This window comes from Martinezella lusitana (genome assembly GCF_900094565.1).
GTDB classification, from domain to species: Bacteria; Pseudomonadota; Alphaproteobacteria; order Rhizobiales; family Rhizobiaceae; genus Rhizobium; species Rhizobium lusitanum.
In genome coordinates this window covers 356,445-380,594 of the sequence record NZ_FMAF01000001.1, presented here as the reverse complement: position 1 = coordinate 380,594, position 24,150 = coordinate 356,445, and the positions used below count along the sequence as shown (strand labels likewise).

General features: G+C 62.0%; 21 protein-coding genes. 14 read left to right on the top strand and 7 right to left on the bottom strand.

The genetic code is table 11. The annotated features are described in order from the left end of the window. Nucleotides 1–11: 11 nt before the first annotated feature. The gene (locus GA0061101_RS01790; protein WP_051963340.1) at nucleotides 12–488 is read right to left on the bottom strand and encodes a DUF2127 domain-containing protein; all 477 of its coding nucleotides are present in this window, start codon (nucleotides 486–488) and stop codon (nucleotides 12–14) included. A gap of 142 nt (nucleotides 489–630) precedes the next feature. After that, nucleotides 631–1,386, bottom strand: a complete 756-nt coding sequence (locus tag GA0061101_RS01785; protein WP_037194360.1) for a DeoR/GlpR family DNA-binding transcription regulator — start codon at nucleotides 1,384–1,386, stop codon at nucleotides 631–633. Nucleotides 1,387–1,509: 123 nt separating this feature from the next. Here GA0061101_RS01785 and GA0061101_RS01780 point away from each other — a divergent pair, with 123 nt between their 5' ends. Both GA0061101_RS01780 and GA0061101_RS01775 read left to right on the top strand, forming a co-directional pair. Further along, nucleotides 1,510–1,866 carry an NUDIX hydrolase gene (locus tag GA0061101_RS01780; RefSeq protein ID WP_037193584.1) on the top strand — a complete coding sequence of 119 codons (357 nt, stop codon included), beginning with the start codon at nucleotides 1,510–1,512 and terminating at the stop codon, nucleotides 1,864–1,866. 154 nt (nucleotides 1,867–2,020) lie between these two features. Continuing rightward, complete coding sequence (locus GA0061101_RS01775; protein ID WP_037193587.1) at nucleotides 2,021–2,641, top strand: glutathione S-transferase family protein; 621 nt, start codon at nucleotides 2,021–2,023, stop codon at nucleotides 2,639–2,641. On the opposite strand, the gene GA0061101_RS01770 is transcribed toward GA0061101_RS01775, so the two are convergent. Next, complete coding sequence (locus tag GA0061101_RS01770) at nucleotides 2,642–3,004, bottom strand: MmcQ/YjbR family DNA-binding protein (RefSeq protein WP_037193589.1); 363 nt, start codon at nucleotides 3,002–3,004, stop codon at nucleotides 2,642–2,644. Between the two features lie 27 nt (nucleotides 3,005–3,031). Then, nucleotides 3,032–3,217, bottom strand: a complete 186-nt coding sequence (locus GA0061101_RS01765) for a hypothetical protein (RefSeq protein WP_037193591.1) — start codon at nucleotides 3,215–3,217, stop codon at nucleotides 3,032–3,034. Between the two features lie 149 nt (nucleotides 3,218–3,366). Here GA0061101_RS01765 and GA0061101_RS01760 point away from each other — a divergent pair, with 149 nt between their 5' ends. Then, on the top strand, nucleotides 3,367–4,263 hold the full coding sequence (locus GA0061101_RS01760) for a LysR substrate-binding domain-containing protein (RefSeq protein ID WP_092572901.1): 897 nt from the start codon (nucleotides 3,367–3,369) through the stop codon (nucleotides 4,261–4,263). A gap of 7 nt (nucleotides 4,264–4,270) precedes the next feature. Here GA0061101_RS01760 and GA0061101_RS01755 read toward each other — a convergent pair whose 3' ends face one another. Further along, on the bottom strand, nucleotides 4,271–4,930 hold the full coding sequence (locus GA0061101_RS01755; protein WP_037193596.1) for a glutathione S-transferase family protein: 660 nt from the start codon (nucleotides 4,928–4,930) through the stop codon (nucleotides 4,271–4,273). A 393-nt stretch (nucleotides 4,931–5,323) separates the two neighbouring features. Here GA0061101_RS01755 and GA0061101_RS01750 point away from each other — a divergent pair, with 393 nt between their 5' ends. The 7 genes from GA0061101_RS01750 (at nucleotide 5,324) to GA0061101_RS01720 (ending at nucleotide 15,761) form a co-directional block, all read left to right on the top strand. Next, on the top strand, nucleotides 5,324–8,842 hold the full coding sequence (locus GA0061101_RS01750; RefSeq protein WP_280951373.1) for an indolepyruvate ferredoxin oxidoreductase family protein: 3,519 nt from the start codon (nucleotides 5,324–5,326) through the stop codon (nucleotides 8,840–8,842). Nucleotides 8,843–8,911: 69 nt separating this feature from the next. After that, nucleotides 8,912–10,075, top strand: a complete 1,164-nt coding sequence (locus GA0061101_RS01745; RefSeq protein ID WP_092572899.1) for an isovaleryl-CoA dehydrogenase — start codon at nucleotides 8,912–8,914, stop codon at nucleotides 10,073–10,075. 35 nt (nucleotides 10,076–10,110) lie between these two features. Continuing rightward, nucleotides 10,111–11,718, top strand: a complete 1,608-nt coding sequence (locus GA0061101_RS01740; RefSeq protein WP_047559595.1) for a carboxyl transferase domain-containing protein — start codon at nucleotides 10,111–10,113, stop codon at nucleotides 11,716–11,718. Between the two features lie 10 nt (nucleotides 11,719–11,728). Further along, nucleotides 11,729–12,112 carry a RidA family protein gene (locus tag GA0061101_RS01735; RefSeq protein ID WP_047559598.1) on the top strand — a complete coding sequence of 128 codons (384 nt, stop codon included), beginning with the start codon at nucleotides 11,729–11,731 and terminating at the stop codon, nucleotides 12,110–12,112. A 9-nt stretch (nucleotides 12,113–12,121) separates the two neighbouring features. Then, on the top strand, nucleotides 12,122–14,110 hold the full coding sequence (locus GA0061101_RS01730; RefSeq protein ID WP_092572898.1) for an acetyl/propionyl/methylcrotonyl-CoA carboxylase subunit alpha: 1,989 nt from the start codon (nucleotides 12,122–12,124) through the stop codon (nucleotides 14,108–14,110). Continuing rightward, nucleotides 14,107–14,976: a hydroxymethylglutaryl-CoA lyase gene (locus tag GA0061101_RS01725; RefSeq protein WP_092572897.1), complete on the top strand. Its 870-nt coding sequence runs from the start codon at nucleotides 14,107–14,109 to the stop codon at nucleotides 14,974–14,976. The genes GA0061101_RS01730 and GA0061101_RS01725 overlap by 4 nt, the downstream gene beginning before the upstream one ends. Further along, on the top strand, nucleotides 14,973–15,761 hold the full coding sequence (locus GA0061101_RS01720; RefSeq protein ID WP_037193611.1) for a crotonase/enoyl-CoA hydratase family protein: 789 nt from the start codon (nucleotides 14,973–14,975) through the stop codon (nucleotides 15,759–15,761). Before GA0061101_RS01725 ends, GA0061101_RS01720 begins: the two co-directional genes overlap by 4 nt. Here GA0061101_RS01720 and GA0061101_RS01715 read toward each other — a convergent pair. Further along, on the bottom strand, nucleotides 15,758–17,128 hold the full coding sequence (locus GA0061101_RS01715; RefSeq protein ID WP_092572896.1) for a TIGR03808 family TAT-translocated repetitive protein: 1,371 nt from the start codon (nucleotides 17,126–17,128) through the stop codon (nucleotides 15,758–15,760). The two genes, GA0061101_RS01720 and GA0061101_RS01715, sit on opposite strands and share 4 nt — an antisense overlap. 242 nt (nucleotides 17,129–17,370) lie before the next feature. On the opposite strand from GA0061101_RS01715, the gene GA0061101_RS01710 reads away from it, so the two are divergent. The 4 genes from GA0061101_RS01710 (at nucleotide 17,371) to GA0061101_RS01695 (ending at nucleotide 21,869) form a co-directional block, all read left to right on the top strand. Then, nucleotides 17,371–18,117: a carbon-nitrogen hydrolase family protein gene (locus GA0061101_RS01710; protein ID WP_245297422.1), complete on the top strand. Its 747-nt coding sequence runs from the start codon at nucleotides 17,371–17,373 to the stop codon at nucleotides 18,115–18,117. Nucleotides 18,118–18,145: 28 nt separating this feature from the next. After that, entirely contained in the window at nucleotides 18,146–19,156 is a 1,011-nt protein-coding gene (locus tag GA0061101_RS01705; protein ID WP_047559617.1) for a ligase-associated DNA damage response exonuclease, read from the top strand. Further along, entirely contained in the window at nucleotides 19,156–20,793 is a 1,638-nt protein-coding gene (locus tag GA0061101_RS01700) for a cisplatin damage response ATP-dependent DNA ligase (RefSeq protein WP_092572895.1), read from the top strand. The genes GA0061101_RS01705 and GA0061101_RS01700 overlap by 1 nt, the downstream gene beginning before the upstream one ends. Before the next feature lie 89 nt (nucleotides 20,794–20,882). Further along, on the top strand, nucleotides 20,883–21,869 hold the full coding sequence (locus GA0061101_RS01695) for an alpha/beta hydrolase family protein (RefSeq protein ID WP_037193622.1): 987 nt from the start codon (nucleotides 20,883–20,885) through the stop codon (nucleotides 21,867–21,869). A gap of 109 nt (nucleotides 21,870–21,978) precedes the next feature. Here GA0061101_RS01695 and scpA read toward each other — a convergent pair whose 3' ends face one another. After that, the gene (gene scpA, locus GA0061101_RS01690) at nucleotides 21,979–24,111 is read right to left on the bottom strand and encodes a methylmalonyl-CoA mutase (protein ID WP_092572894.1); all 2,133 of its coding nucleotides are present in this window, start codon (nucleotides 24,109–24,111) and stop codon (nucleotides 21,979–21,981) included. Nucleotides 24,112–24,150: the final 39 nt, after the last annotated feature.

Genomic DNA, 24,150 nt, shown 5'->3' with positions numbered 1-24,150 from the left:
CAATTGTCGTTCTATTCGGCCGGCACGTGCTGCCGTACGATCCTGTATTCCTGCCAGATCAGGATCATCACCACCAAATCGAAGACGGTGAGGATGATGAGCCCGATGCCGTGCGTCTCGGTGAAGCGGTAGAGTTGGTAGGCGATGAAAAGCGCCAAAGCCACCAATGATGCCGGGTAGGCCCACATCTTGCCTCTGAGCAAACCGATGACGAGCAGTATCTTCACCAACCCGTGGCTCAATAGGTAATAGGCATAGAAGTTCTTGGTGCCGACGGAGAAACCCTGCGCCCAGGCAAGCAGATGCGTCGCAACGAAGTCTTTCGGATCGTTGAGCAGTTCGGGCTGTGAGACCCTGTTCGCCAGCCGGAGGATCGACTCGGTGCTGACAAGCCCAAGGACGATGCCGCCGATGCATTCGATCAATGCATGCGCGCCCTTCAACAGGACGCTGATTTCGAAGAGCTGATGAATCCGGCGCTCATTCATATGCGATCGTAACCTCTTTGGGATGCTCTTGAAATGCACTGGTATCAGGCCGGCATAGGATCAATCTTCGGCCGGATCATGATCATTGCGAAGCAATTTCCAATGCCGCATTTTTTCCGGCTGTTGAATGGTGGCACTTTCATCAGGCCGTCAAGAGGGACACCTCCGCATCGCGATAGGGAGCCAGGCTTTCCTCAGGGACATCGGACGATACGATCAAGCCGGAGACGCTCGTCATCGGCAGGATTTGGCAGGGAGAGGCGGCATTCAGCTTCTCGCGCGTTGCCAGCACATAGGTTTCCGCCGAACATTGCGCGATGTGCCGCTTGATGGCGGCCTCCTCGAAGTCACCGGTCGAGAATCCGCGAGCGGGATGGATGGCGGTGACGCCGAGAAAGAACGTATCCGCCCTTATCGAAGCGATTGCCGCCATGGCCACGGCGCCCGTTGCCACCATCGAATGCTTGTAGAGCTTGCCGCCGATCAGAATGACGTCGGCGGCGGAATGATGTTCCAGCTCGCCGGCAATCGTCGGGCTGTGGGTGACGATGGTGACGGGCAGATCTTTCGGAAGGTGACGGACAATCTCGGCGTTGGTGGTGCCGCCATCGAGGAATACGGTCTGGCCAGGCCGAACCATGCCAGCCGCATGGGCGCCGAGCCGCCGCTTCTCATCCGAGGAGACGCTTTGCCGGGCCGAAAAGTCCGGCAGATCGGGCGAGAGCGGCAGTGCACCGCCATGCACCCGCTTCAGCAGTTTTTCCCCAGCCATTTCCCGCAGGTCCCTGCGGATCGTGTCCTCGGAGAGGCCGAGATCATCGGCCAGCGCCTTGGCGATGACTTGGCCGTCACGGCGCAGAATATCGAGAATGAGAGCTTTTCTTTGGCCGGTGAGCATGTTTATTTCCGCACGATAATTCATGAATTTTCATGAATCTACCAGAATAGAGTCGACAATCAAGAAAATATGCGCATATTCGTGCAAATTCCTGCAGTAAGCAGGAGGAAAAGGAGATGTGACATGTTGATCCTGATCGCCGGCCCCTATCGTTCCGGCACCGGGGATAACCCCGTTAAAATGGCTGAAAATCTCAAGCGCCTGGAGGCGCCGTCCTATGCCCTGTTCAAGGCCGGGCATCTGCCTGTTATCGGCGAATGGGTGGCCTTGCCGGTTTGGCATGCCGCCGGCGGCAGGAGCGTCGGCGACGACCTCTATGAGGAGATCTTCCATCCGACCGCCGGTCGCCTGCTTCAGCTTTGCGAGGGTGTTCTGAGATTGCCGGGCGAGTCCAAGGGCGCCGACAATGATGTCCGCATCGCCCGCGAGCGCGGCATTCCCGTCTGGTACAAGCTGGAAGACGTGCCCGGCTGCGCCTGATCGCTAGCCGCCCATCCTCGTGATCCGATGTCATGCGGATGGGCATGCCGGCTTGATCGATCAAAACCTTTTGTAGCGGCTATCAACGCCAGCCACTTCCGTATTTGCCAGGTTGCCTTTAGCTTTCCGCTGGAATCCAACCAAGGAATGGAACATGCTCACACTCTATTTTGCACCGGGCAGCTGCGCGCTCGCCAGTTTGATCGCCCTGGAAGAGGCGGGTCTTGCCTATGAGCCCCGGCGTCTCATCCTTGCCAACGGCGATCAGCGCCAGCCGGAATATCTCGCCATCAACCCCAAGGGACGGGTGCCGGCACTGGTGACCGACAGAGGCGTCATCACCGAAAATATTGCGATCATGACCTATATCGCTCAGATCGCGCCGGCAGCAAAACTGGCACCGTTCGACGATCCCTTTGAATTTGCTGAGATGCAGGCCTTCAACAGCTATATTGTCTCGACCGTCCATGTGAACCATTCGCACAAGGGACGCGGCTATCGCTGGACCGACGATGCGGCGGCAATCGAGACGATGAAGGCAAAAGTGCCGCAGACCATGGCCGAAAGCTTCGCATTGATCGAAGACAAGATGCTGAAGGGGCCTTGGGTGATGGGCGAGCAATATACCGTCGCAGACGGCTATCTCTTCACCATGGAAACCTGGTTGCCCGGCGACGGCGTTGATCGCGACGGTTTCGCGAAGGTCAGCGCTCATTATGCTCGCATGCTCGAGCGCCCGGCCGTTCAGAGAGCGCTTGCCGTCGAGAAGGGCTGATCACATCTGGCGGAATGCCGCCAGAAGCTTCTTCGGCGCGCGGTACTGCCACGCCTCGATCAAGCGCTGCTGCAGTTCCTCGTTGCCGATCGCGGTAATGCGCAGGGGCAGGGATGGCCAGCCGACATAGTGATCGGTCTGAAAATAAATCTCCGGCGCCATCTCCATCAATTGCTCCTTGCGGTCGATGGGGATAGCCAGCACGACGGTCTCGTTGTTCTTGACCGTAACGAATGCTTTGCCGCCGACTTTGAAGGCGGGCAGGCCATAATGCGCACCAGGTTCGACGCCCGGCAGTTGCGCCTGCGTGATGAGCAGCTGCAGGCGGGCAGCGATGCTATCGATGTCGAAAGGTGAGGCCATGCTCGTGCCGGGGATATAGGGTCTCTCTTACGCGCATTCTTCCGGCCGAACGGCGCGCTTGTCCATCGGCCGCCCCAGATTTTCCGGCATCAGCGGCAAGTCGGCCAACTCCTCAAGCGACATGGCCGCGAGTGTAGGATGTTGCAGGGGATCGCGTTCTTCTTCGCGAGCCTCTTCCAGCAAATGACTGAAGAAAAGCTTCAATATAGACATGGCATGCCTCCTTGGATCTCCGCATCGATGCAACCATGAGGGCATCGGCCAGTCGGGCGGCGGCAGTTTTCAATTCCATGCTGCAATAATCGCGGCTATGACCGCTTTATGCAATTGAGAATGACGAGATGCTGATATAGATAATCTATATGAAGAATCTCAACAGCGTTCATCTGAATGGTCTTCGCGCCGTCGAGGCGGTCGGCCGGCTTGGCTCCTTGCAAGCCGCCGCTGATGAGCTCGGCGTGACGATCGGCGCCGTCAGCCAACAGGTCATCAAGTCCGAGGCTCAGCTGGGCCGGCCGCTGTTCGAGCGCACGCCCAAGGGCATGACGGTCACGGAGACGGGAGCTTCGATACTGGCGCGGCTTCGGGAGGGCTTTCAGGCGCTGTCGGCTGCAGTCGCCCTTGCGCAGCACAGGGACGACAATATCCTCACAATTTCAGTTGCGCCGGTTTTTGCTGCTCGTTGGTTGGTGTACCGGCTTGATCGCTTCGCAGGCCGCCATCCGGATATCCGCTTGCGCATCGATGCCACCACGCAGCTGGTCAACCCTGCAACCTCGGATGTCGATATCGGCATCCGGGTCGGTAGCGGGCATTGGTCGGGCGTCAAGTCCGAGCTGTTGCTGGCGCAGGAGATCTTTCCGGTCGTCACGCCGCAGATCGCAGCGACGCTTCGCGAGCCCGCCGACCTATTGAAAGTGCCTGCCGTCGTCGACGGACACGCGATGTTCAAATGGGACGTCTGGCTTCGCGAGGCTGGCCTCTCCGGCCGTTGCATGGAGGAGCGGCATATCTTCAACGACGCATCACTCTGCCTGGATGCTGCCATGGCGGGGCAGGGCACGATGCTCGCCTGGCAGACGCTGGCAGCCTATGCGCTGGAGCAGAAGTGCCTCGTCGACCCCTTCGGCATCCGCGCCAGAACCGGTTTCGGCCATTACTTCATCACCGCCGAAGGCGTGCGCGAGGCGCAGAAGGTCACCGCCTTCAAGGCCTGGATCCGCGAGGAGATGGAAGAAAGCATGCGCCTCTTCCAATAGCGGGGATTCAGACCGGCTCCTTGCCGCGGGTTGCCTGCATGGCCTTGTAGCCGTCGCGTGACTGGCAGCGTTCGATCCAGGCTTTTACCTTCGGTCGAGCGTCGAAGAGTTCCTGCTCCGTCTGCGCATAGCGCAGCACTTCCGCCAGGTTGAGATCGGCGGCGGTAAAGCGGTTGCCGACGAGGTAGTCCTGGTTTTGCAGGTGCTTTTCCAGCACATCCAACGGCTTCTTCAGCGAGCGGCAGGCAACTGCGATCCCGGCCTTTCCGGGCTCGCTGTTCTCCTGGGCATTGTCGTAGATGCGGACGATCGCGACGCTGTAGGGCTCGACTTCGGTCGCCGCCCACATGGTCCACATAGACATCATGCCTTCCTCCTCGACAGTCTTGCCGGCGAGCGGGCCGCCATATTTGCGGGCAAGGTAAAGGTTGATGGCGAGCGATTCATGCATGACGAGATCACCGTCCTTGATGCAGGGGATCATGCCCATCGGATTGATGGCCAGAAACTCCGGCGACATCGTGTTGATCGGGGCATCGACGGCAAGGGGATTGGCGACGCGCCCAGCCTGGATGACCGGCACGGAGTTGAACGCGATGCCGATTTCCCTAGCCATCCAGTAGTTGCGCGATGCGCGCGAGCGATAAACGCCATAGATCGTCAGCATGTCGTTCTCCGATTTTTGAGTCGGCAGGACGTTATGCGTGCGTCCTGTCAAACGGAAGAGGCTTGCGCTGATATCTGAGATCAAAGCTTTTGATGAGCGGTGGGTCGCCTGACTAACCCTCGCGGTTCGAGGCCCTGCCGCTTCGCCGGCAAGGCACCTCTCACCATGAGGGTTGGAGAGAGCTCTGAGATCAACAGTGGCGGTTAGCCCGGGTGCTGGAGCCTCGAAGGGCGAGGCGGATGGCGGGCGCTGGGGGGCAAGCACGAAAATATCCGCAAGCCGCCCGAAATCTTTGCAAATCATGCTGCCGATGCCCAGCCTTCGTTCGGAAATTAGCGCCCGTGCATGTTACATTAGGGTTGTGGTTTCGTCGGGTGCGGTTGGAGGCATTCGGTGAAATACGCGCAATTGGTGACTGCGATCTCGGGAGGAGAGCAGATGCTTGCAACCAGCGTATCGCTAGACGACAAATATACCGCAGAGGAAGGCCGCGTTTTCATGACCGGCCTGCAGACGCTGGTTCGACTGCCCATGACCCAGATGCGGCGTGACCACGCCGCCGGTCTCAATACGGCAGCCTTCATTTCAGGCTATCGCGGCTCGCCCCTCGGCGGCTACGACCAGCAACTCCTGAAAGCCAAGACTTACCTGGACGCCCACGACGTCACCTTCCAGCCCGGCATCAACGAAGATCTTGCGGCCACCGCCGTCTGGGGCACGCAGCAGGTCGGGCTGTCGCCCGGCGCGCGCAAGGACGGCGTGCTCGGCATCTGGTATGGCAAAGGCCCGGGCGTCGACCGCTCCGGCGACGTGCTGAAACATGCCAACGCCGCCGGGACATCGAAGCACGGCGGCGTCCTGTGTTTCGCCGGCGACGACCACTCGGCCAAATCCTCGACGATTCCGCACCAGACCGACCATGATTTCATGTCGGCTGTCATTCCGGTCCTCTATCCCTCCTCCATTCACGAATTTCTCGAATACGGCCTGCTCGGCATCGCCATGTCACGCTATTCCGGCTGCTGGGTCGGCATGAAGTTCATTGCCGACACCGTCGAGACGACGGCCGCCGTCGATCTCTCGAGCGAAAAGCGGCAATTCGTGCTGCCGACCGATTTCGAGCTGCCGCCCGGCGGCCTCAATCTTCGCTGGCCCGATCCGCCTCTGGTGCAGGACGATCGTCTGCAGACCTACAAGGCCTATGCCGCCATCGCCTTTGCCCGCGCCAATCGCGTCGACGAAATCACCCATGACGTGCCCAATGCCCGCTTCGGCATCATCTCCTCAGGCAAGGCCTATGAGGATGTGCTGCAGGCGCTGCGCGAGCTGGAGATCGGCCCGAGGGAAATGGCCGCGATCGGCCTGCGCATCCTCAAGGTCCGCATGCCCTGGCCGCTGGAGCCGGAGGCCGTGCGGCATTTTTCCGAAGGGCTGGACGAGGTGCTCGTTGTCGAGGAGCGGCGCGAGATCATCGAAAACCAGATCAAGCAGCAGCTCTTCAACTGGCGCGCCGATGTCCGCCCGCGCATCGTCGGCAAATTCGACGAACACGACAAACCCTATCTCAGCCTCTCGGCGGCACTGACCGTCGGCGCTGTCGCCAGAGCCATCGCCGGGCGCATCGTCAAGCTCGATCTCGACCCTTCGCTGCACGACCGTATCGCTGCTAAACTCGCCTACCTTGCCGAGCGCGGGCAGATCAGCCGCAGCCATGTCGCACCGGTGAACCGCACGCCTTTCTTCTGCTCCGGCTGTCCGCACAACACCTCCACCCGCGTCCCCGAGGGCAGCCGCGCCATCGCCGGCATCGGCTGCCACTACATGGTCACCTGGATGGACCGCAACACCGAGACCTTCACCCAGATGGGCGGCGAGGGTGTGCCCTGGACGGCGATTGCCCGCTACACCGACGAAAAGCACATGTTCGTCAATCTCGGCGACGGCACCTATTTCCACTCCGGCATTCTCGCCATCCGTCAGTCCGTTTCCGCCAAGGTCAACGTTACCTACAAGCTGCTCTACAACGATGCCGTCGCGATGACCGGCGGGCAGCAGATAGACGGCTATCTGACGCCGGAGCTGGTGACGAAGCAGCTGCACGACGAGGGCGTCACGCCGATCTACCTGCTCTCCGACAATCCCGGCGTCTATCGGGCCTCCGAGCTTGCGCCTGGCGTCAAGGTATTGCACCGCGACCATATCGATCAGGTAATGCTGACGCTGCGCGAGACGCAGGGCTGCTCGGCGATCGTCTATGTGCAGATATGTGCGGCAGAGAAGCGCCGCCGCAGGAGCCGTGGCCTGATGGAAGACCCAGCCAAGCGCGTCTTCATCAATCCGGCGGTTTGCGAAGGCTGCGGCGATTGCTCGGTGCAATCCAACTGCATTTCCGTCGAGCCGCTGGAGACCGAATTCGGCCGCAAGCGCCAGATCAACCAGTCGAGCTGCAACAAGGATTTCTCCTGCGTCAAAGGCTTCTGCCCTTCCTTCGTGACGGTCCATGGCGGCAAGCGCCGCAAGCGGAAGGCTCTGGAACACGTCGATGTCGAAATGCCCTTGCCGGAGATCCCCATCGTCGGCGAACGGCCCTGGAACATCGCCATTGCCGGCGTCGGCGGTACCGGTATTCTAACCATCGGCGCCATTCTCGGCATGGCCACCCATCTCGACGGCAAAGTGCCGATGATCCTCGACATGGCCGGCCTCGCGCAAAAAGGCGGCGCCGTCATGAGCCATCTGCGCATCGGCCTCAATCAGGCCGACGTCACCTCGTCGCGCATCGTCAATGGCGGCGCCGACCTACTGTTGTCAGCAGATGAGGTAGTGGGCGCATCCAAGGATGCGATCACGCTCTGCTCGTTGACGCGCACCACGGCCATCGTCAATACGGGCCTGATGCCGGTCGCCGATTTCGTCCGCAACCGCGATTTCGATTTCAAGGTCGGCTCGGTGCAGCATGCGATTGCCAAGACTGTGAGCGATAAGTCCGTCTTCCTCGATTTCGGCCATGTCGCCACCGAGGTCACCGGCGATGCCATGTCGACCAATATCATGCTGACGGGCTTTGCCTGGCAGCGCGGCTTGTTGCCGTTGTCGCTCGAAGCGATCGAAAAGGCGATCGAGCTCAACGGCGTCGCCGTCAAGGCCAACCTCGCGGCCTTCCATTGGGGCAGGCTTCTCGCCCATGATCCGCAATCGGTACACGACATGATGGCCGAGCCGAATGTCGGCAAGACGCTGGCGGAAATGAGCCTCGAAGACCTTATCAGGCATCGCAAGGCGCATCTGACAGCCTATCAGGACACCGCGCTTGCCGACCGCTACGCCGCCTTCGTCGCCCGCGCCAACGCCCTGGCCGCAAGGGAGCGCCTTTCGGACAAAGTGCCTTTTGCCGTTGCCGTCACCTATGCCCGGATCTTGGCCTACAAGGACGAATACGAAGTGGCGCGGCTTCTGACCGATCCCGCCTTCGAAGCACATCTGCGCGACGAGATGGAGGGCGATTTCAAGCTGGCCCTCAATCTCGCCCCGCCCATCCTCGGCGGCAAGGATCCGAACGGCCGGCCGAAGAAGCGCGAATTCGGCGCCTGGATTCTGCCGCTTCTTCGCATGCTCGCGCCGATGAAGCGGCTGCGCGGCACGGCCCTCGATCCCTTTGGCTACATGGCGGAGCGCCGGCTGGAGCGCCGGCTGATCGCCGAATATGAAGGCATCGCCGGGCGCGTGCTTGCGGGCCTCAATCGCGACAACGAGGCGGAAGCCCTTGCCATCCTCTCATTGTTCGATGAGATAAGAGGCTTCGGCCCGGTCAAGGAGGAGGCTGCCCGGAAGATCATGGCCAAAATAGTCGACAAGCTGAAGGCCTATGAGGCGCCGCGGGAGAAGCAACGTGTTCCGGCCGATGCAGCCTGACGGCTTCCGGGCGGATATGAAACAAGCCTATCGACAGATGCGTTTGGGAAGCACGGGAGGAGAAGCCGGATGTTTGAAGGGGGATTGAACTTCGCACTTGGCGAGGAGATCGATGCGCTGCGTGATCAGGTGCGCCGCTTTGCCGACCGCCGCATCGCACCGTTTGCCGACGAGATCGATCGCAACAACAGTTTCCCGACGCATCTGTGGCGGGAGATGGGCGAGCTTGGCCTGCTCGGCATCACCGTCGACGACGCCTATGGCGGCGCCGGCCTCGGCTACCTCGCCCATACCGTCGCGATGGAGGAGATCAGCCGCGCCTCCGCTTCCGTCGGCCTGAGCTATGGCGCCCATTCCAATCTCTGCGTCAATCAGATCCACCGCAACGGCACGACGGCGCAGAAGGAGCGCTACCTGCCGAAGCTGGTTTCCGGCGAACATATCGGCGCGCTTGCCATGTCGGAACCGGACTCGGGATCGGACGTGGTGTCGATGAAGCTGCAAGCCGAAAAGCGCGGGCACCGTTATCTACTGAACGGCAGCAAGATGTGGATCACCAACGGCCCGGACGCCGATGTTCTCGTCGTCTACGCCAAGACATCGCCGGATGCCGGACCGCGCGGGATCACCGCTTTTCTCGTCGAAAAAGGGTTCGCTGGCTTTTCTGTCGGCCAGAAGCTCGACAAGCTCGGCATGCGCGGTTCGAATACGTCGGAGCTGATCTTTCTGGATTGCGAAGTGCCGGAGGAAAATGTGCTCGGCCAGATCGATGGCGGCGTCCACGTGCTGATGTCGGGTCTTGATTACGAGCGCGTCGTACTATCAGGCGGTCCCGTCGGCATCATGGCCGCGTGCATGGATGTCGTGCTGCCCTATCTGCATGAGCGCAAGCAGTTCGGCCAGTCGATCGGCGAGTTCCAGCTCATGCAGGGCAAGCTTGCCGACATGTATGTGACGATGAATGCCGCGCGCGCCTATGTCTATGCGGTCGCCGCCGCCTGCGACCGGGGCGAGACGACCCGCAAGGATGCCGCCGGCTGCATACTCTACTCCGCCGAAAAGGCGACGGCTCTTGCGCTCGAATGCATCCAGGCGCTCGGCGGCAACGGCTATACCAACGACTATCCCGCCGGCCGGCTGCTGCGCGACGCCAAGCTTTACGAGATCGGCGCCGGCACCTCCGAAATCCGGCGCATGCTGATCGGCCGCGAACTGTTCGCTGAAACTGCCTGATTGCGCAATTCCATTCCCATTAACGGTGAAGCCGCATGACCGTCCTGAAATCAGAGATATCGACGCATACGGATCGCTTCAGGGACAATCGCGTCGCCATGCTGGAGGCGATCGGCGTGGCGGACGCTGCAGCCCTGCAGGCGGCGGAAGGCGGCGGTGCGCAGGCGCGAGAGCGTCATGTCAGCCGCGGCAAGATGCTGCCGCGCGACCGGGTGATGGGACTGATCGATCCCGCAACACCGTTTCTGGAGATCGGCACGACGGCAGCCCATGGCCTCTATGGCGGCGACGCGCCGGGCGCCGGGCTCATTGCCGGCATCGGTCGTGTTTCCGGCCGCGATTGCATGATCGTCTGCAACGACGCCACGGTCAAAGGCGGCACCTACTATCCGATCACCGTGAAGAAGCATCTGCGGGCGCAGGAGATCGCGGCGGAAAACAATCTGCCCTGCCTCTATCTGGTCGATTCCGGAGGGGCCAATCTGCCGAACCAGGATGAGGTCTTTCCGGACCGCGATCATTTCGGCCGCATCTTTTACAATCAGGCCAATATGTCGGCGGCCGGCATTCCGCAGATTGCTGTCGTCATGGGCTCCTGCACGGCAGGCGGCGCCTATGTGCCCGCCATGTCCGACGAGACCATCATCGTGGAGGGGCAGGGGACGATCTTTCTTGCCGGGCCGCCGCTGGTGAAGGCGGCGACCGGCGAAGTGGTTTCGGCCGAAGATCTCGGCGGCGGTGATGTCCACACGCGTCTTTCCGGCGTTGCCGACCATCTGGCGCGCGACGACGCGCATGCGCTTGCCCTGGCGCGGCAGGCGGTCGCCAATCTCAATCGCCGCAAGCCCATGACGGTCGAACTGTGCGCGCCCGAGCCGCCGCTTTACGATCCGGAAGAAATCCTCGGCATCGTCCCCTCCGATCCGCGCACGCCCTATGACGTGCGCGAGGTGATCGCCCGCATCGTCGACGGTTCGCGCTTCGATGAGTTCAAGGCCCGCTATGGTGCGACGCTGGTCTGCGGCTTTGCCCATGTCCACGGCATTCCCGTCGGCATTATCGCCAACAATGGCGTGCTGTTTTCGGAATCGGCGCTGAAGGGCGCCCATTTCGTCGAGCTTTGCTCGCAGCGCAAGATCCCACTGGTCTTCCTGCAGAACATCACCGGCTTCATGGTCGGCAGAAAGTACGAGACGGAGGGCATCGCCAAGAACGGCGCCAAGCTGGTGACGGCGGTAGCGACGACGAAAGTGCCGAAGATCACCATGCTGATCGGCGGCTCTTTCGGCGCCGGCAATTATGGCATGGCCGGCCGCGCCTATTCGCCGCGCTTCCTCTGGACCTGGCCCAACAGCCGCATCTCAGTGATGGGCGGCGAGCAGGCGGCCGGTGTGCTTGCAACGGTGCGCGGCGAGGCGCTGGCCCGTGCCGGCAAGCCCTGGACGAAGGAGGAAGAGGCCGCCTTCAAGGCGCCGACGCTCAAGATGTTCGAGATCCAGAGCCACCCGCTCTATGCCTCGGCCCGGCTTTGGGACGATGGCATCATCGACCCGCGCAAGAGCCGTGACGTACTGGCTCTATCGCTTTCGGCCGCGCTCAATGCGCCGATCGAAGACACACGCTTTGGCTTGTTCAGAATGTGAGGAGATTGAGATGAAACGCGATACCATCAATGCCAAGAATGCGCCGCAGCCGCGCGGCGGCTATGCCCAGGCGGTAAAGCTCGAGAATTTCGAGAAACTGCTGTTCATCAGCGGCCAGATTCCGACGACCGCCGATGATGCGCTTCCCGAGGGATTCCAGGCCCAGGCCCGCCAGGTCTGGCTTAATATCGATGCCCAGTTGAAAGCGGCCGGCATGGGCAAGGCCGATATCGTCAAGGTGACGACCTTTCTTGCCGATCGTCACCACACGATGGAGAACCGCGAGATCCGCAGCGAATATCTGGGTTCGCTCACGCCGGCCATGACGGTGGTGATTGCCGGTATTTTCGATACGGCCTGGCTCCTCGAAGTCGAGGTCATCGCCGCGCAATAGGGTCCGCTGATGTTTTCGAAGATACTGATCGCCAATCGCGGAGAAATCGCCTGCCGGATCATCCGGACGGCAAGACGCTTGGGCGTTCGCACGGTCGCCGTCTATTCGGATGCTGATATCGGCGCGATGCATGTGGCGCTGGCCGATGAAGCCATCCATATCGGCGCGGCCGCCGCCGGCGAAAGCTATCTTTCGAAGGAGAGGATCATCGTGGCCGCCGGGCGGGCCAACGCGGAAGCCATTCACCCCGGCTATGGCTTCCTGTCGGAAAATGCCGATTTTGCCGAGGCGGTCGAGAAGGCCGGACTGGTCTTTATCGGCCCTTCGCCGGGCTCGATCCGCGCCATGGGCCTCAAGGATGCGGCCAAGGCGCTGATGGAGCGGGCCGGCGTGCCAGTCGTGCCCGGTTATCACGGCGAGAGGCAGGAGCCGGGCTTCCTGATCGAGCAGGCTGGTAGCATCTGCTTTCCCGTGTTGATCAAGGCACGGGCGGGCGGCGGCGGCAAGGGCATGCGCCGTGTCGATCGGCCTGACGATTTTCCGGCCGCGCTGGAAGCTGCAAAGCGCGAGGCGAAATCGGCCTTCGGCGATGATGCCGTGCTGATCGAAAAATATCTCATCCAGCCTCGCCACATCGAAATCCAGGTTTTCGGCGATAGCCAGGGCAATGTCGTGCATCTCTTCGAGCGCGATTGCTCGCTGCAGCGCCGGCACCAGAAGGTGATCGAGGAGGCGCCGGCGCCCGGCATGACGCAGGAGATGCGCAGCGCCATGGGCGAGGCGGCGGTACGGGCGGCACGGGCCATTGACTATCGGGGCGCCGGCACGGTCGAGTTCATCGCCGATGTCTCCAACGGCCTGTCGCCGGATCACTTCTTCTTCATGGAGATGAATACCCGTCTGCAGGTCGAACACCCCGTCACCGAGGCGATTGCCGGCGTCGATCTGGTGGAATGGCAGTTGCGGATCGCCGGTGGCGAGCCGTTGCCGAAGACGCAGGCCGAACTTGCGATAAACGGTTGGGCCTTCGAAGCGCGGATCTACGCAGAGGATCCGTCGCGCGGCTTCCTGCCGGCAACCGGCACGCTGTCGCATCTGAGGTTTCCCGATGGCGATGTCCGCATCGATGCGGGCGTGCGCGAGGGGGATAGCATCACGCCGCACTACGATCCGCTGATCGCCAAGCTGACGGTTCACGCGCCGGATCGCCAGGCAGCACTTGCCAGACTGACGCGGGCTTTGGAGCAGACGCAGGTGGCGGGAGCCACCACCAATCTCGATTTCCTCATTCGCCTCAGCCGCCAGCCGGATTTCTTCGCCGGCCGTCCGGATACGGGGCTGATCGACCGGGAAGCGGAGGCCCTGACATCGGCGCAACAGCCTGACGATGCGGCGCTCGCTATTGCAGCCATTGTCGAGGCAGGCGGCTTTGCCCGGCTCGATGGAAGTGATCCCTGGCATGCGCTCGGCGCCTGGCAGCTCTGGGGCGAAATGAGCCGGCCCGTGACGCTGCATTTCGGCAGCGGGCAGGCGAATTGCCGCGTGATCGCAAAAGGCGGGCAGCTTTTCAGCGTCGCTTTCGATGATCGCACCATTCCGGTCCGCCTCATGGCAGATGGCAATGGTGCCCGCCGCGTCGAGATCGATGGCCGGCAGTCGAGCGTCGATATGTTCGAGGCATCGCATGGCATGACGCTGTTCCTCGACGGGCGCACGCATCATTTCCATCGGCTCGATCCGCTGGACGGCGGCGAAGAGGCGACCGCCGGCGGCGATCGACTGATCGCCCCGATGCCGGGCCTCGTCAAGATCGTTCGCGTCCGCGAGGGTGAAGCGGTGGCCAAGGGGCAGGCGCTGATCATCATGGAGGCCATGAAAATGGAATTGACGCTGACGGCGATGCGCGACGGCGTCGTGGAGAGCCTGCATGTCGGCGAGGGCGATCAGACCAGTGAGAGCGCCGTCCTTTTGTTGCTCCGCCCGGAGGATACGGCATGATTGAAGAGCCCTCCGACCATGTCATGATCGTCGAGATGGCCCCGCGTGACGGTCTGCAGAACGAAAAGCAACCCATCGATACGGCAAGAAAGATCGAGCTGGTGAACCTGCTCTCCGATTGCGGTTTCGAGCGCATCGAGGTCACCAGCTTCGTCAGCCCGAAATGGGTGCCGCAGCTGGCCGACGCCGCCACCGTAATGGCCGGGATAGAGCGTAGACCAGGTGTGCGCTATGCGGCGCTGACGCCGAACATGCAGGGTTTCGAGGCGGCACTTGCGGCCGGTGCAGACGAAGTGGCGATCTTTGCATCTGCTTCCGAAACATTCTCCATGCGCAATATCAATTGCTCCATAGCCGAGAGCATCGAGCGCTTCCGGCCGGTGGCGGCCGCGAGCCGCGATCACGGACTTCCTCTGCGCGGCTATGTCAGCTGCGTTGTCGAATGCCCTTATGAAGGCCCGGTATCGCCGGAGAAGGTTGCCGATGTTGCCTGGCAATTGCGGGCGCTCGGCTGCTATGAAATCAGCCTCGGCGATACGATCGGCAAGGGCACGTCGGAGGCCGTCGACAGAATGCTCGCGGCGGTTCTGGCCGAACTTCCCGTCGCAGCACTCGCCGGCCATTTTCACGATACGTCCGGGCGCGCGCTCGACAATATCGCTGTTGCCTTGGAGCGCGGCTTGCGGGTGTTCGATGCCGCCGCCGGCGGCCTCGGCGGCTGCCCCTTCGCACCTGGCGCAAAAGGCAATGTCGATACGGTGGCCGTGCATGACTATCTGGTTTCGCGCGGCTTCCGGACCGGCCTTGACGAAGAGAAGCTCGGCCGCGCCGCTGCCTTCGCGCGAAGCCTGAGGAGTGCCGCATGATATCGAAAACGATCCATGTCCTTGTCGATGAGCGTGGTGTCGCCCAGCTGACGCTGGCGCGCCCGGAAAAGCACAATGCCCTGTCGGCAGAGATGATCGATGACTTGACCGCTGCAATCCATGATCTCGGCCACGACAAAACTGTCCGCGTCGTCGTGCTTGCAGGCGAGGGGGCAAGCTTTTGCGCCGGCGGCGATCTCGGTTGGATGCGCGCCCAATTCGACGCAACGCGCGCCGGGCGCATGGTTGAGGCTCGCCGGCTTGCCATGCTTTTCAAGGCATTGAACGAATTGCCCAAGCCGCTGGTCGCGCGTGTCCACGGTAATGCCTTCGGTGGCGGCATCGGCATTCTCAGCGTGTGTGACTTGGTGATTGCCGCGTCCACGGCACGCTTCGGTCTGACGGAGGTCCGCCTCGGCATCATCCCCGCCACCATAAGCCCCTATGTCGTGGCCCGCATCGGCGAGGCGAATGCCCGTCCGCTCTTCCTCTCGGGCAAGATCATCGATGCCTGGCAAGCGCATGCCGCCGGCCTGCTTTCCCGTGTCGTCCCCGAGGAGGCGCTGGACGAGGCCGTCGAGGCGGAAGTTCGGCATTTCCTTGCCGCGTCTCCGCAAGCTGCAGCCCGCGCCAAGGCGCTGGCGCGCTCGGTCGGCAGGCCGATTACCGACGGCATGATCGATCACGTTGTCGAGCAATTGGCGGATGCGTGGGAGAGCGAGGAGGCAAAGGAGGGCGTTGCCGCCTTCTTCGAAAAGCGACCGCCGAACTGGCGAGAGGCCTAGACGACCCTGTTACGCTCGATGGTCAGTTGCGGGAACTCGCTGTTTCCGGCCGCCAGGTCGCCGGAAGCTGGCTTGTCCCAGCGAAAACCGCTGATCGCGCCTTTCTCCATTTCCTGGAAGAGATTGTTTGAGATGAGCGCCGAGCCGGCGCCATCGGCTACCGATACGACGCAGCCGATGCCGGCATGGCGGATAATGTTGCCTGTGGCGACGACGTTGCGGAGATAAGGCCCCCAGCCGAGTTTCAGGCCCCAAAGCGGCGCGTTTTCGATGACGTTATCGGCAATCAGCGTGTCGGCCTCGGCCGATATCCCGATGCCGAAACCGCTTTCCTGAGCGTAAGGCGCCGTTAGCGACAGGTTGCGGACGATATTGCCCGTCACGGTGGCGAGCCGACCGCCTTTGTCGAAATTGGCGACGGCAATGCCGTTTGCCGCGCCGTCGATCAGGTTGTTGTTGATGACGGCGCCTTCGAATTCGAATTCGCAGAAGATCGCCGTCTCGCCGGAGCGCAGGCATTGATTGCCCGATACTTGGACGTTCGATGCCGAATTGGCGCGGATCGCGGTGAAGGCGCAATCGGCAATGCGGTTGCCGGAAACCAGAACATCATCGGCCCGAAAGACGTTGATGCCGTTACCGTTCTGGCCGGTGCCGCCGCCATTGGCGCCGATGCGGGCAATGCGGTTGTCGGTGACGCTGCTGCCGTCCTCGGCCTTCTCCCAGCGATGAATGAGGATGCCGCCATTGCCGCAATCCTCGACGCTATTGCCTGTGACCATCAATCCGGCCGATTGGACGGAATAGATGCCGGCCTCGGCGGCGCCGGAGATGCGGCTGCGCTCGATCCGGCCGCCGCAGCGCTCCAGTTGCAGCGCATGCTTGCGGCTGCCGGCAATCAAGCAATTATCGATCAGCACCTCGTCGACACCGGTGAATTGCAGGAGACCACCAGCATAGTCGGCAAGCCAGCGATTGCCGCCATCGAAGACGATGCCGGAAAGCTCGATGCGCCTGGCCTTATCGGCGGTCATCAGGTGGCCGTCGCCGCCATAGACGAGGCGCGTGGCGCCGGGCACGCCGGTTATGCGGGTATTATCAGGCAGCGTCAGGTTCGAGACGGTGTAGTTGCCTGGCGGCAGGAGGAGAGGCACGTTGTTGCGCGCGGCACTATCGATCATCGCCTGCAGCTTGCCGCTCTTGATGTCGCTCGTGCCCGGCGTCGCCTTGTAGGCGATGGCGTCGATCGGGCCGCGCAGCTCGGCGCCGTTCATCCCGGCAAGCGGCGCAGCAAAAAGGCGGGGCGCAAACAGGCCGGCGGCGGCAGAAGCCGCCACAGAGGCGATGAAGGCGCGGCGCTGGATCATTGCGGACTCCCGAAATAGCACTCAGCAAGCAGAAATCGTGCCACGCGCATCTGTCCCGTTTTGGCACGCATGCGACGCCGAATCTGTGACTTGGACGCTTTCCTCCTGGGCGTCGGGCCGCGCGCTTATCGTTTCGTTTACCGATCCGGCTCGGACGATGGCTGGAATTCGATCGGTTCGCGCTGTGGGCGAATCGCGGCGCATGCTAGCTCTGCCACATGCGGATCGCAGCCTTTCAACGTATGGCACTCTTCGACGCCGTCGATCGGACGACGGAGGTGCTGGCGCGCGATGTGGCATGGGCGGAAGCACAAGGCATCGACCTCGCCCTTTTTCCCGAATGCTACCTTCAGGGACACAGTTACAACAAGGCGATTGCCAGGCGGCGCGCCCTCTCTCTCGATGATCCCGCCCTGAATACCTTGATTGGTCGCTGCGCATCGGCAAGGACGACCGCGGTCATCGGGCTTTTCGAGCGGCGAGGGGAGGCGATCTACAACAGCGCAATCGTCGTCAAGGCAGGTCATATAATCGGGGTCTATGCCAAGGCGCATCCCCTCGAGAGCGGCTGCACGCCGGGAACGGATTTTCCTATCTGGGCACTGGACGATTGGCGCTTCGGCATCAATATCTGTGCCGACCTCAGATATCCCTACACGGCATCCCGGCTTGCCAGAAAGGGTGCCGGCCTCATCTGCAATCCTGTCAACCTGATGCTTCGCCCGCACAAGGCGGAGATGTGGCACAGGCCGGGCATATCAGGCCTGCAGACATGCGCCAAGCATTCAGGATGTTGGGTCATGGCGTCGGATGTCGTCGGCAGCAACGACGACGGCTGGCTCAGTTATGGCAGCTCAGCGATCGTCGATCCCAACGGCGTCGTCGTTGCGAAGGCGAAGCCGTATAGCGAGGATGTGCTGGTGTTCGATCTGCCCGATCGACAGCATGAAGGCAAATTCGATCAAAAAGCTGGTGTCATCGCTACATAATCGCGCAAATCACGCTATCCTTTCATCCATGAGACCAGAACAACTGCTTTATCCAGCGCCCGAGGGATTGTTCTGTCCGATCGGCGGCTTCTATATCGACCCCGTGCAGCCGGTCGAACGGGCGCTCGTCACGCATGGCCATTCCGACCATGCCCGCTCCGGCCATACCCATGTGCTCGCCACACGCCAGACCCTGGATATCATGCGTATTCGTTACGGCACCGGCTTTGCCGGCTCGGAACAGGCGGTCGGCTTTGGCGAGGAGGTGACGATCAACGAGGTTAAGGTGCGGTTCCATCCGGCGGGTCATGTTCTCGGCTCGGCGCAGATCGCGGTGGAGAAGGATGGGCTGCGGATCGTCGTCTCCGGGGATTACAAGCGCCGGCCGGATCCGACCTGCGCCGCCTATGTACCCGTTCCCTGCGATGTCTTCATCACCGAGGCTACCTTTGGGCTGCCGGTGTTCCACCATCCCGACCCGATGGAAGAGACGCAGAAGTTTCTGGCTTCCCTTCGCCAATTCCCGGAGCGGACCCATCTGATCGGCGCCTATGCGCTTGGCAAGGCGCAGCGCGTCATCCGGCTGCTGCGTGATGCCGGCTACGACGAGCCGATCTATATTCACGGCGCGCTCGAGACCCTGTGCGATTACTACATCAGTCAGGGCATTGTGCTCGGCGAGTTGCGGCCGGCAACGGTCGAGAGCCGCGATCAGTCGATCTTCCAGGGCGCCGTGGTCGTCGGCCCGCCATCGGCATTTTCCGATCGCTGGGCAAGGCGGTTTCATGATCCGCTGCCGGCCTTTGCCTCCGGCTGGATGCTGGTGCGCCAGCGTGCCAAGCAGCTCGGCGTCGAGCTGCCGCTCGTCATCTCAGATCATTGCGATTGGCCGGAGCTGACGGAGACGATTTCCGAATTGAAGCCGGGCGAGGTCTGGGTCACCCACGGACGCGAGGAAGCGCTCGTGCGCTGGTGCGAGCTGCAGGGTATTGCGGCGAAGCCTTTGCATCTCATCGGCTATGAAGACGAGGGCGATTGATGAAAGCCTTTGCCGATCTTCTCGACCGCCTGGTGCTGACGCCGAGCCGCAACGGCAAGCTGAAGCTGCTGACCGATTATTTCCGCGACACGCCGGACCCCGATCGCGGCTATGGTCTCGCCGCCATCGCCGGCACGCTCGAGGTTCGCAACGTCAAGCCCGCGATGCTGCGCGAACTCGTGCTGGAGCGCATGGACGACGTGCTGTTCCGCTATTCCTACGACTATGTCGGCGATCTCGCCGAGACCATATCGCTGGTCTGGGACAAGGAAAGCGACATCGTGCGCCCGGCCGGCGAGCAGCCCAGGCTCGGCGAGGTCGTCCGCGGCATGAATGCGCTTGGCCGTACCGAGGTGCGCAGCTTCGTTCGAGACCTGCTTAATCGGCTGGATACTTCGGGCCGCTTCGCCTTCCTGAAGCTCGCCACCGGCGCCTTGCGCATCGGCGTATCGGCCCGGCTCGCCAAGCAGGCACTGGCAGAGCTCAGCGGCAAGGACGTGACCGAAATCGAAACCCTGTGGCATGGTCTGCAGCCACCCTATGAGAGCCTGTTCCGCTGGCTGGAGGGGCGGGCAGAGCGGCCGGTGCTGGCGACGCCGGCGATCTTCCATTCCGTCATGCTCGCCAATCCGGTCGAGCCAGGCGATCTCGATGGGCTCGATCCGAAGGATTTCGCAGCCGAGTGGAAATGGGACGGCATCCGCGTCCAGCTTTCGCGTGCCGGGTCCACGAGCAAGCTCTATTCCCGCTCCGGCGACGATATCTCCGGCGCCTTTCCCGACATCGTCGATGCGATGAGCTTCGAAGGCGTCATGGATGGCGAGCTGCTGATCGGCGGCACGGTGCGCTCCAACAACCCGACGCGCAGCTTTTCAGACCTGCAGCAGCGCCTTAACCGCAAGACGGTCACGCCGAAGATGCTGGAGGAATATCCTGCCTTCATCCGCGCCTACGATCTGCTGTTCGACGGCGAGGAGGATGTGCGCGGCCGCGGCTTTCTCGATCGGCGCGAACGGCTGGCTGAGATCGTCGAGGCGGCACCCCATGACCGTTTCGATCTTTCGCCCCTCGTCGAGTTCACCTCCTGGGAGGAACTGGAGTGGCTGCGCGCCTCGCCGCCCGATCCGGTGATCGAAGGCGTGATGATCAAGCGCCGGGACAGCGCCTATCTTGCCGGACGGGCCAAAGGCCCTTGGTTCAAATGGAAGCGCGACCCCTACAATGTCGATACCGTGCTGATGTATGCGCAGCGCGGCCATGGCAAGCGTTCCAGCTATTATTCCGACTTCACCTTCGGCGTCTGGTCGATGACGCCGGAGGGCGAGCAGCTGGTGCCCGTCGGCAAAGCCTATTTCGGTTTCACCGATGCCGAGCTCGAAGTGCTCGACAAATTCGTTCGCAACAATACGGTCGATCGCTTCGGTCCGGTGCGGGCGGTGCGCGCCGATCGCGATTTCGGCTTCGTTCTCGAAGTCGCCTTCGAGGGGATAAACCGCTCCACCCGTCATAAATCCGGTGTTGCGATGCGTTTTCCCCGCATTGCCAGGCTTCGGCCGGACAAGCCGCCCTATGAGGCGGATCGGCTAGAAAGTTTGATCGCACTGATTGACGCGAAGGCTCCCGCTGTTGATGAATAGGTGAGGGCGATTCCTCACCACAATGTGAGTTGGCCCTGCCTTTCAACCCGTGCAATTTTGAACTGCGCCGGGATAATTGGACAGAGCCTATGACCATGTCTGACGACAACACATTCCGTCCCAATCGCCGCGGCGTTCTTGCCGGCCTCGCCGCCGCGCTTTTCGCTCCCAACATCGTTAGGGCTGCCGATGACAGCACGGCCGGACCTAAGCCTGCCGATGGCAAGAGCGCCGTCGCAAAGAATGAGGAAAAGGCAGCGGATGCGCCGCCGCTGCTGTCGGGCGATTATGCCAAGGAGCGCCACCTGTTCCGCACGGATCTGCTGAGCAAGGGGCCTGCTCCCGACATATACGAACCGCTGGTGACGCCGTCGACCGCAGACCAGCTTTTCTATCGCAGCGGCGTCGGCAGCGAGTTGGAGCTCGTCGCCTGGGTTTCCCGCTACACGCGAACGGCCAAGCCGAAACCGGCCGTGCTTTTCCTGCATGGCGGCAACGCGATCGGCCAGGGTCATTGGCAGCTGATGAAGCCTTATATCGAGGCTGGCTACGTCGTCATGATCCCTTCGATGCGGGGTGAAAACGGCCAGAAGGGCAATTTCTCCGGGTTTTATGATGAGGTTTCGGATGTGCTGGCCGCTTCCAACCGGCTGCGGCATCTGCCCGGCGTCGACCCGCATCGCATGTTCCTGGCTGGACATAGCGTGGGGGGTACGCTGACAATGCTCGTTGCCATGTCGACCAGGCGCTTCCGCGCGGCCGCGCCGATATCAGGCAATCCGGATGCTTATGCCTTCTTCAGCCGTTATCCGCAGGATATCCGCTTCAATACCAAGAACCCGCGCGAATATCAGATGCGCTCGCCGCTCTGCTATGCGCACAACTTCAAATGCCCGATGAAGCTGTTTCACGGCACTGAGGAGGCTCATTTCGACTCGCGGCTCGCTCTGCTCGCCAAGCGGGCGACGGCGGGCGGCGTGAAGATGGACATGGAAACCATGCCGGGCAGCCACAATTCTGCGCTGCCGGGCGAGATCGAGCAAAGCATCCGGTTCTTCGAGAGCGTGGCCGCCTAACAGTAATTCCAGGAAAAATGCACAGCGGTTTTCCGTCCGGAATTGCCTCAGAGCAACGCATAGAGCGGTTCGGCGAATCCGTGAAACGCTGCGCCACGCTATGTATTGGCTATGCCATCAATCTTTCGATCAGTGCCGCCGCCGCTTCCGCGATCACCGTTCCGGGCGGGAAGATCGCGTCCGCGCCGGCGGCCTCCAGTGCTGCGAAATCCTGGGGCGGGATGACGCCGCCGACGGCGATCAGGATATTGCCGGCGTGGCGGCGGGCGAGCGCTTCCTTCAGCTCCGGCACCAGCGTCAAGTGGCCTGCAGCCAGTGATGATGCGCCGAGGATATCAACACCTTCACGGACGGCGACATCGGCCACTTCCTCCGGTGTCTGGAACATCGCGCCGACGATGACATCGAAGCCGAGATCGGCAAACGCTGTTGCGATGACCTTCTGGCCGCGATCGTGACCGTCCTGGCCCATCTTGGCGATGAGGATGCGGGGTTTCTCGCCACGCGCCTTGCGGAAGGCTTCGACCTTGGCGACGGCCTTGTTGAATGCTGGGTCGGCATCGCCGACTTCCTGGCGATAGACGCCCGAAATGGTCCTGATCTCGGCAACGTGCCGGCCATAGGCCTTTTCCAGCGCCAGCGAAATTTCGCCAACCGTCGCTCTCGCCCGCGCCGCCTTGACCGCGAAGTCGAGCAGATTGCCGGTGCCGTTGCGCGCGGCGTCTGCCAGAGCATCCAAGGCGGTTTCCACCGCAGCCGTCTCGCGCGTGCCCTTCAATTGCTGCAATTTCGAGAGCTGCCGGGCGCGCACCTCGGAATTGTCCACCTTGAGCACGTCGACTTCGATGTCCTTTTCCGGCCTTGAAAAATTGATGCCGACGAGGATCTGATGGCCGCTGTCGATGCGTGCCTGCGTGCGCGCGGCCGCCTCTTCGATCCTGAGCTTCGGAATGCCCTTCTCGATCGCCTTCGCCATGCCGCCGAGCGCCTCGACCTCCTCGATATGGGCAAGGGCGCGGGCTGCAAGATCATGGGTCAGCCGCTCGACATAGGCCGAGCCGCCCCAGGGGTCGATGATGCCTGATGTGCCGGACTCCTTCTGCAGCAGGATCTGCGTGTTGCGGGCGATGCGGGCCGAATGATCGGTCGGCAGCGCCAGCGCCTCGTCGAAGGAATTGGTGTGGAGCGACTGCGTATGCCCCTGCGTCGCCGCCATGGCCTCGACCATGGTGCGGATGATGTTGTTCATCGGATCCTGCGCCGTCAACGACCAGCCGGAGGTCTGGCTGTGCGTCCTGAGCGCCAGGGATTTCTGGTCCTTCGGCGCGAAATTCTTCTGCATCAGCGCGGCCCAGATCAGGCGGCCGGCGCGCATCTTGGCGACTTCCATGCAGAAGTTCATGCCGATTGCCCAGAAGAAGGAGAGGCGGGGGGCGAAGCTGTCTATGTCCAGTCCGGCAGCGACCCCGGCCCGTGCATATTCTATGCCGTCGGCGATCGTATAGGCGAGCTCCAGATCCGCGCTCGCACCGGCCTCCTGCATGTGGTAGCCGGAGATGGAGATGGAGTTGAACTTCGGCATGCGCTGGCTGGTGTAGCTGAAAATATCCGAAACGATCCGCATCGAAGGCTGCGGCGGATAGATATAGGTGTTTCGGACCATGAACTCCTTGAGGATATCGTTCTGGATCGTGCCGGAAAGCTTGTCCTCGGAAACGCCCTGTTCCTCCGCCGCGACGATATAGAGCGCCATGATGGGCAGCACGGCGCCGTTCATAGTCATGGACACGCTCATCTCGTCGAGCGGTATACCGTCAAAGAGCTGGCGCATGTCGAGGATGGAATCGATCGCGACGCCTGCCATGCCGACGTCGCCCGCCACGCGCGGATGATCGCTGTCATAGCCGCGATGGGTGGCGAGATCGAAGGCGACGGAGAGGCCTTTCTGTCCGGCGGCAAGATTGCGGCGATAGAAGGCGTTGGATTCCTCCGCGGTGGAAAAGCCCGCATACTGCCTGATGGTCCAGGGCTGCTGGACATACATGGTCGGATAGGGCCCGCGCAGGAAAGGGGCGGCGCCCGGATGGGTATCGAGGAAATGCAAGCCGGCGAGGTCGCTCTCGCCGTAGCTGCGCTTGACGGCGATCCCTTCCGGCGTGTCCCAGGCCGGCGCGCTTGTCGTGCGTGTCTTGGCTTGCGGCTTTGCCCAGGGGATATTGGCGAAATCGGGAATCAGGGTCATGCGGCCGGTACCTCCGCGAATGCCGAGCCTGCGTTACGC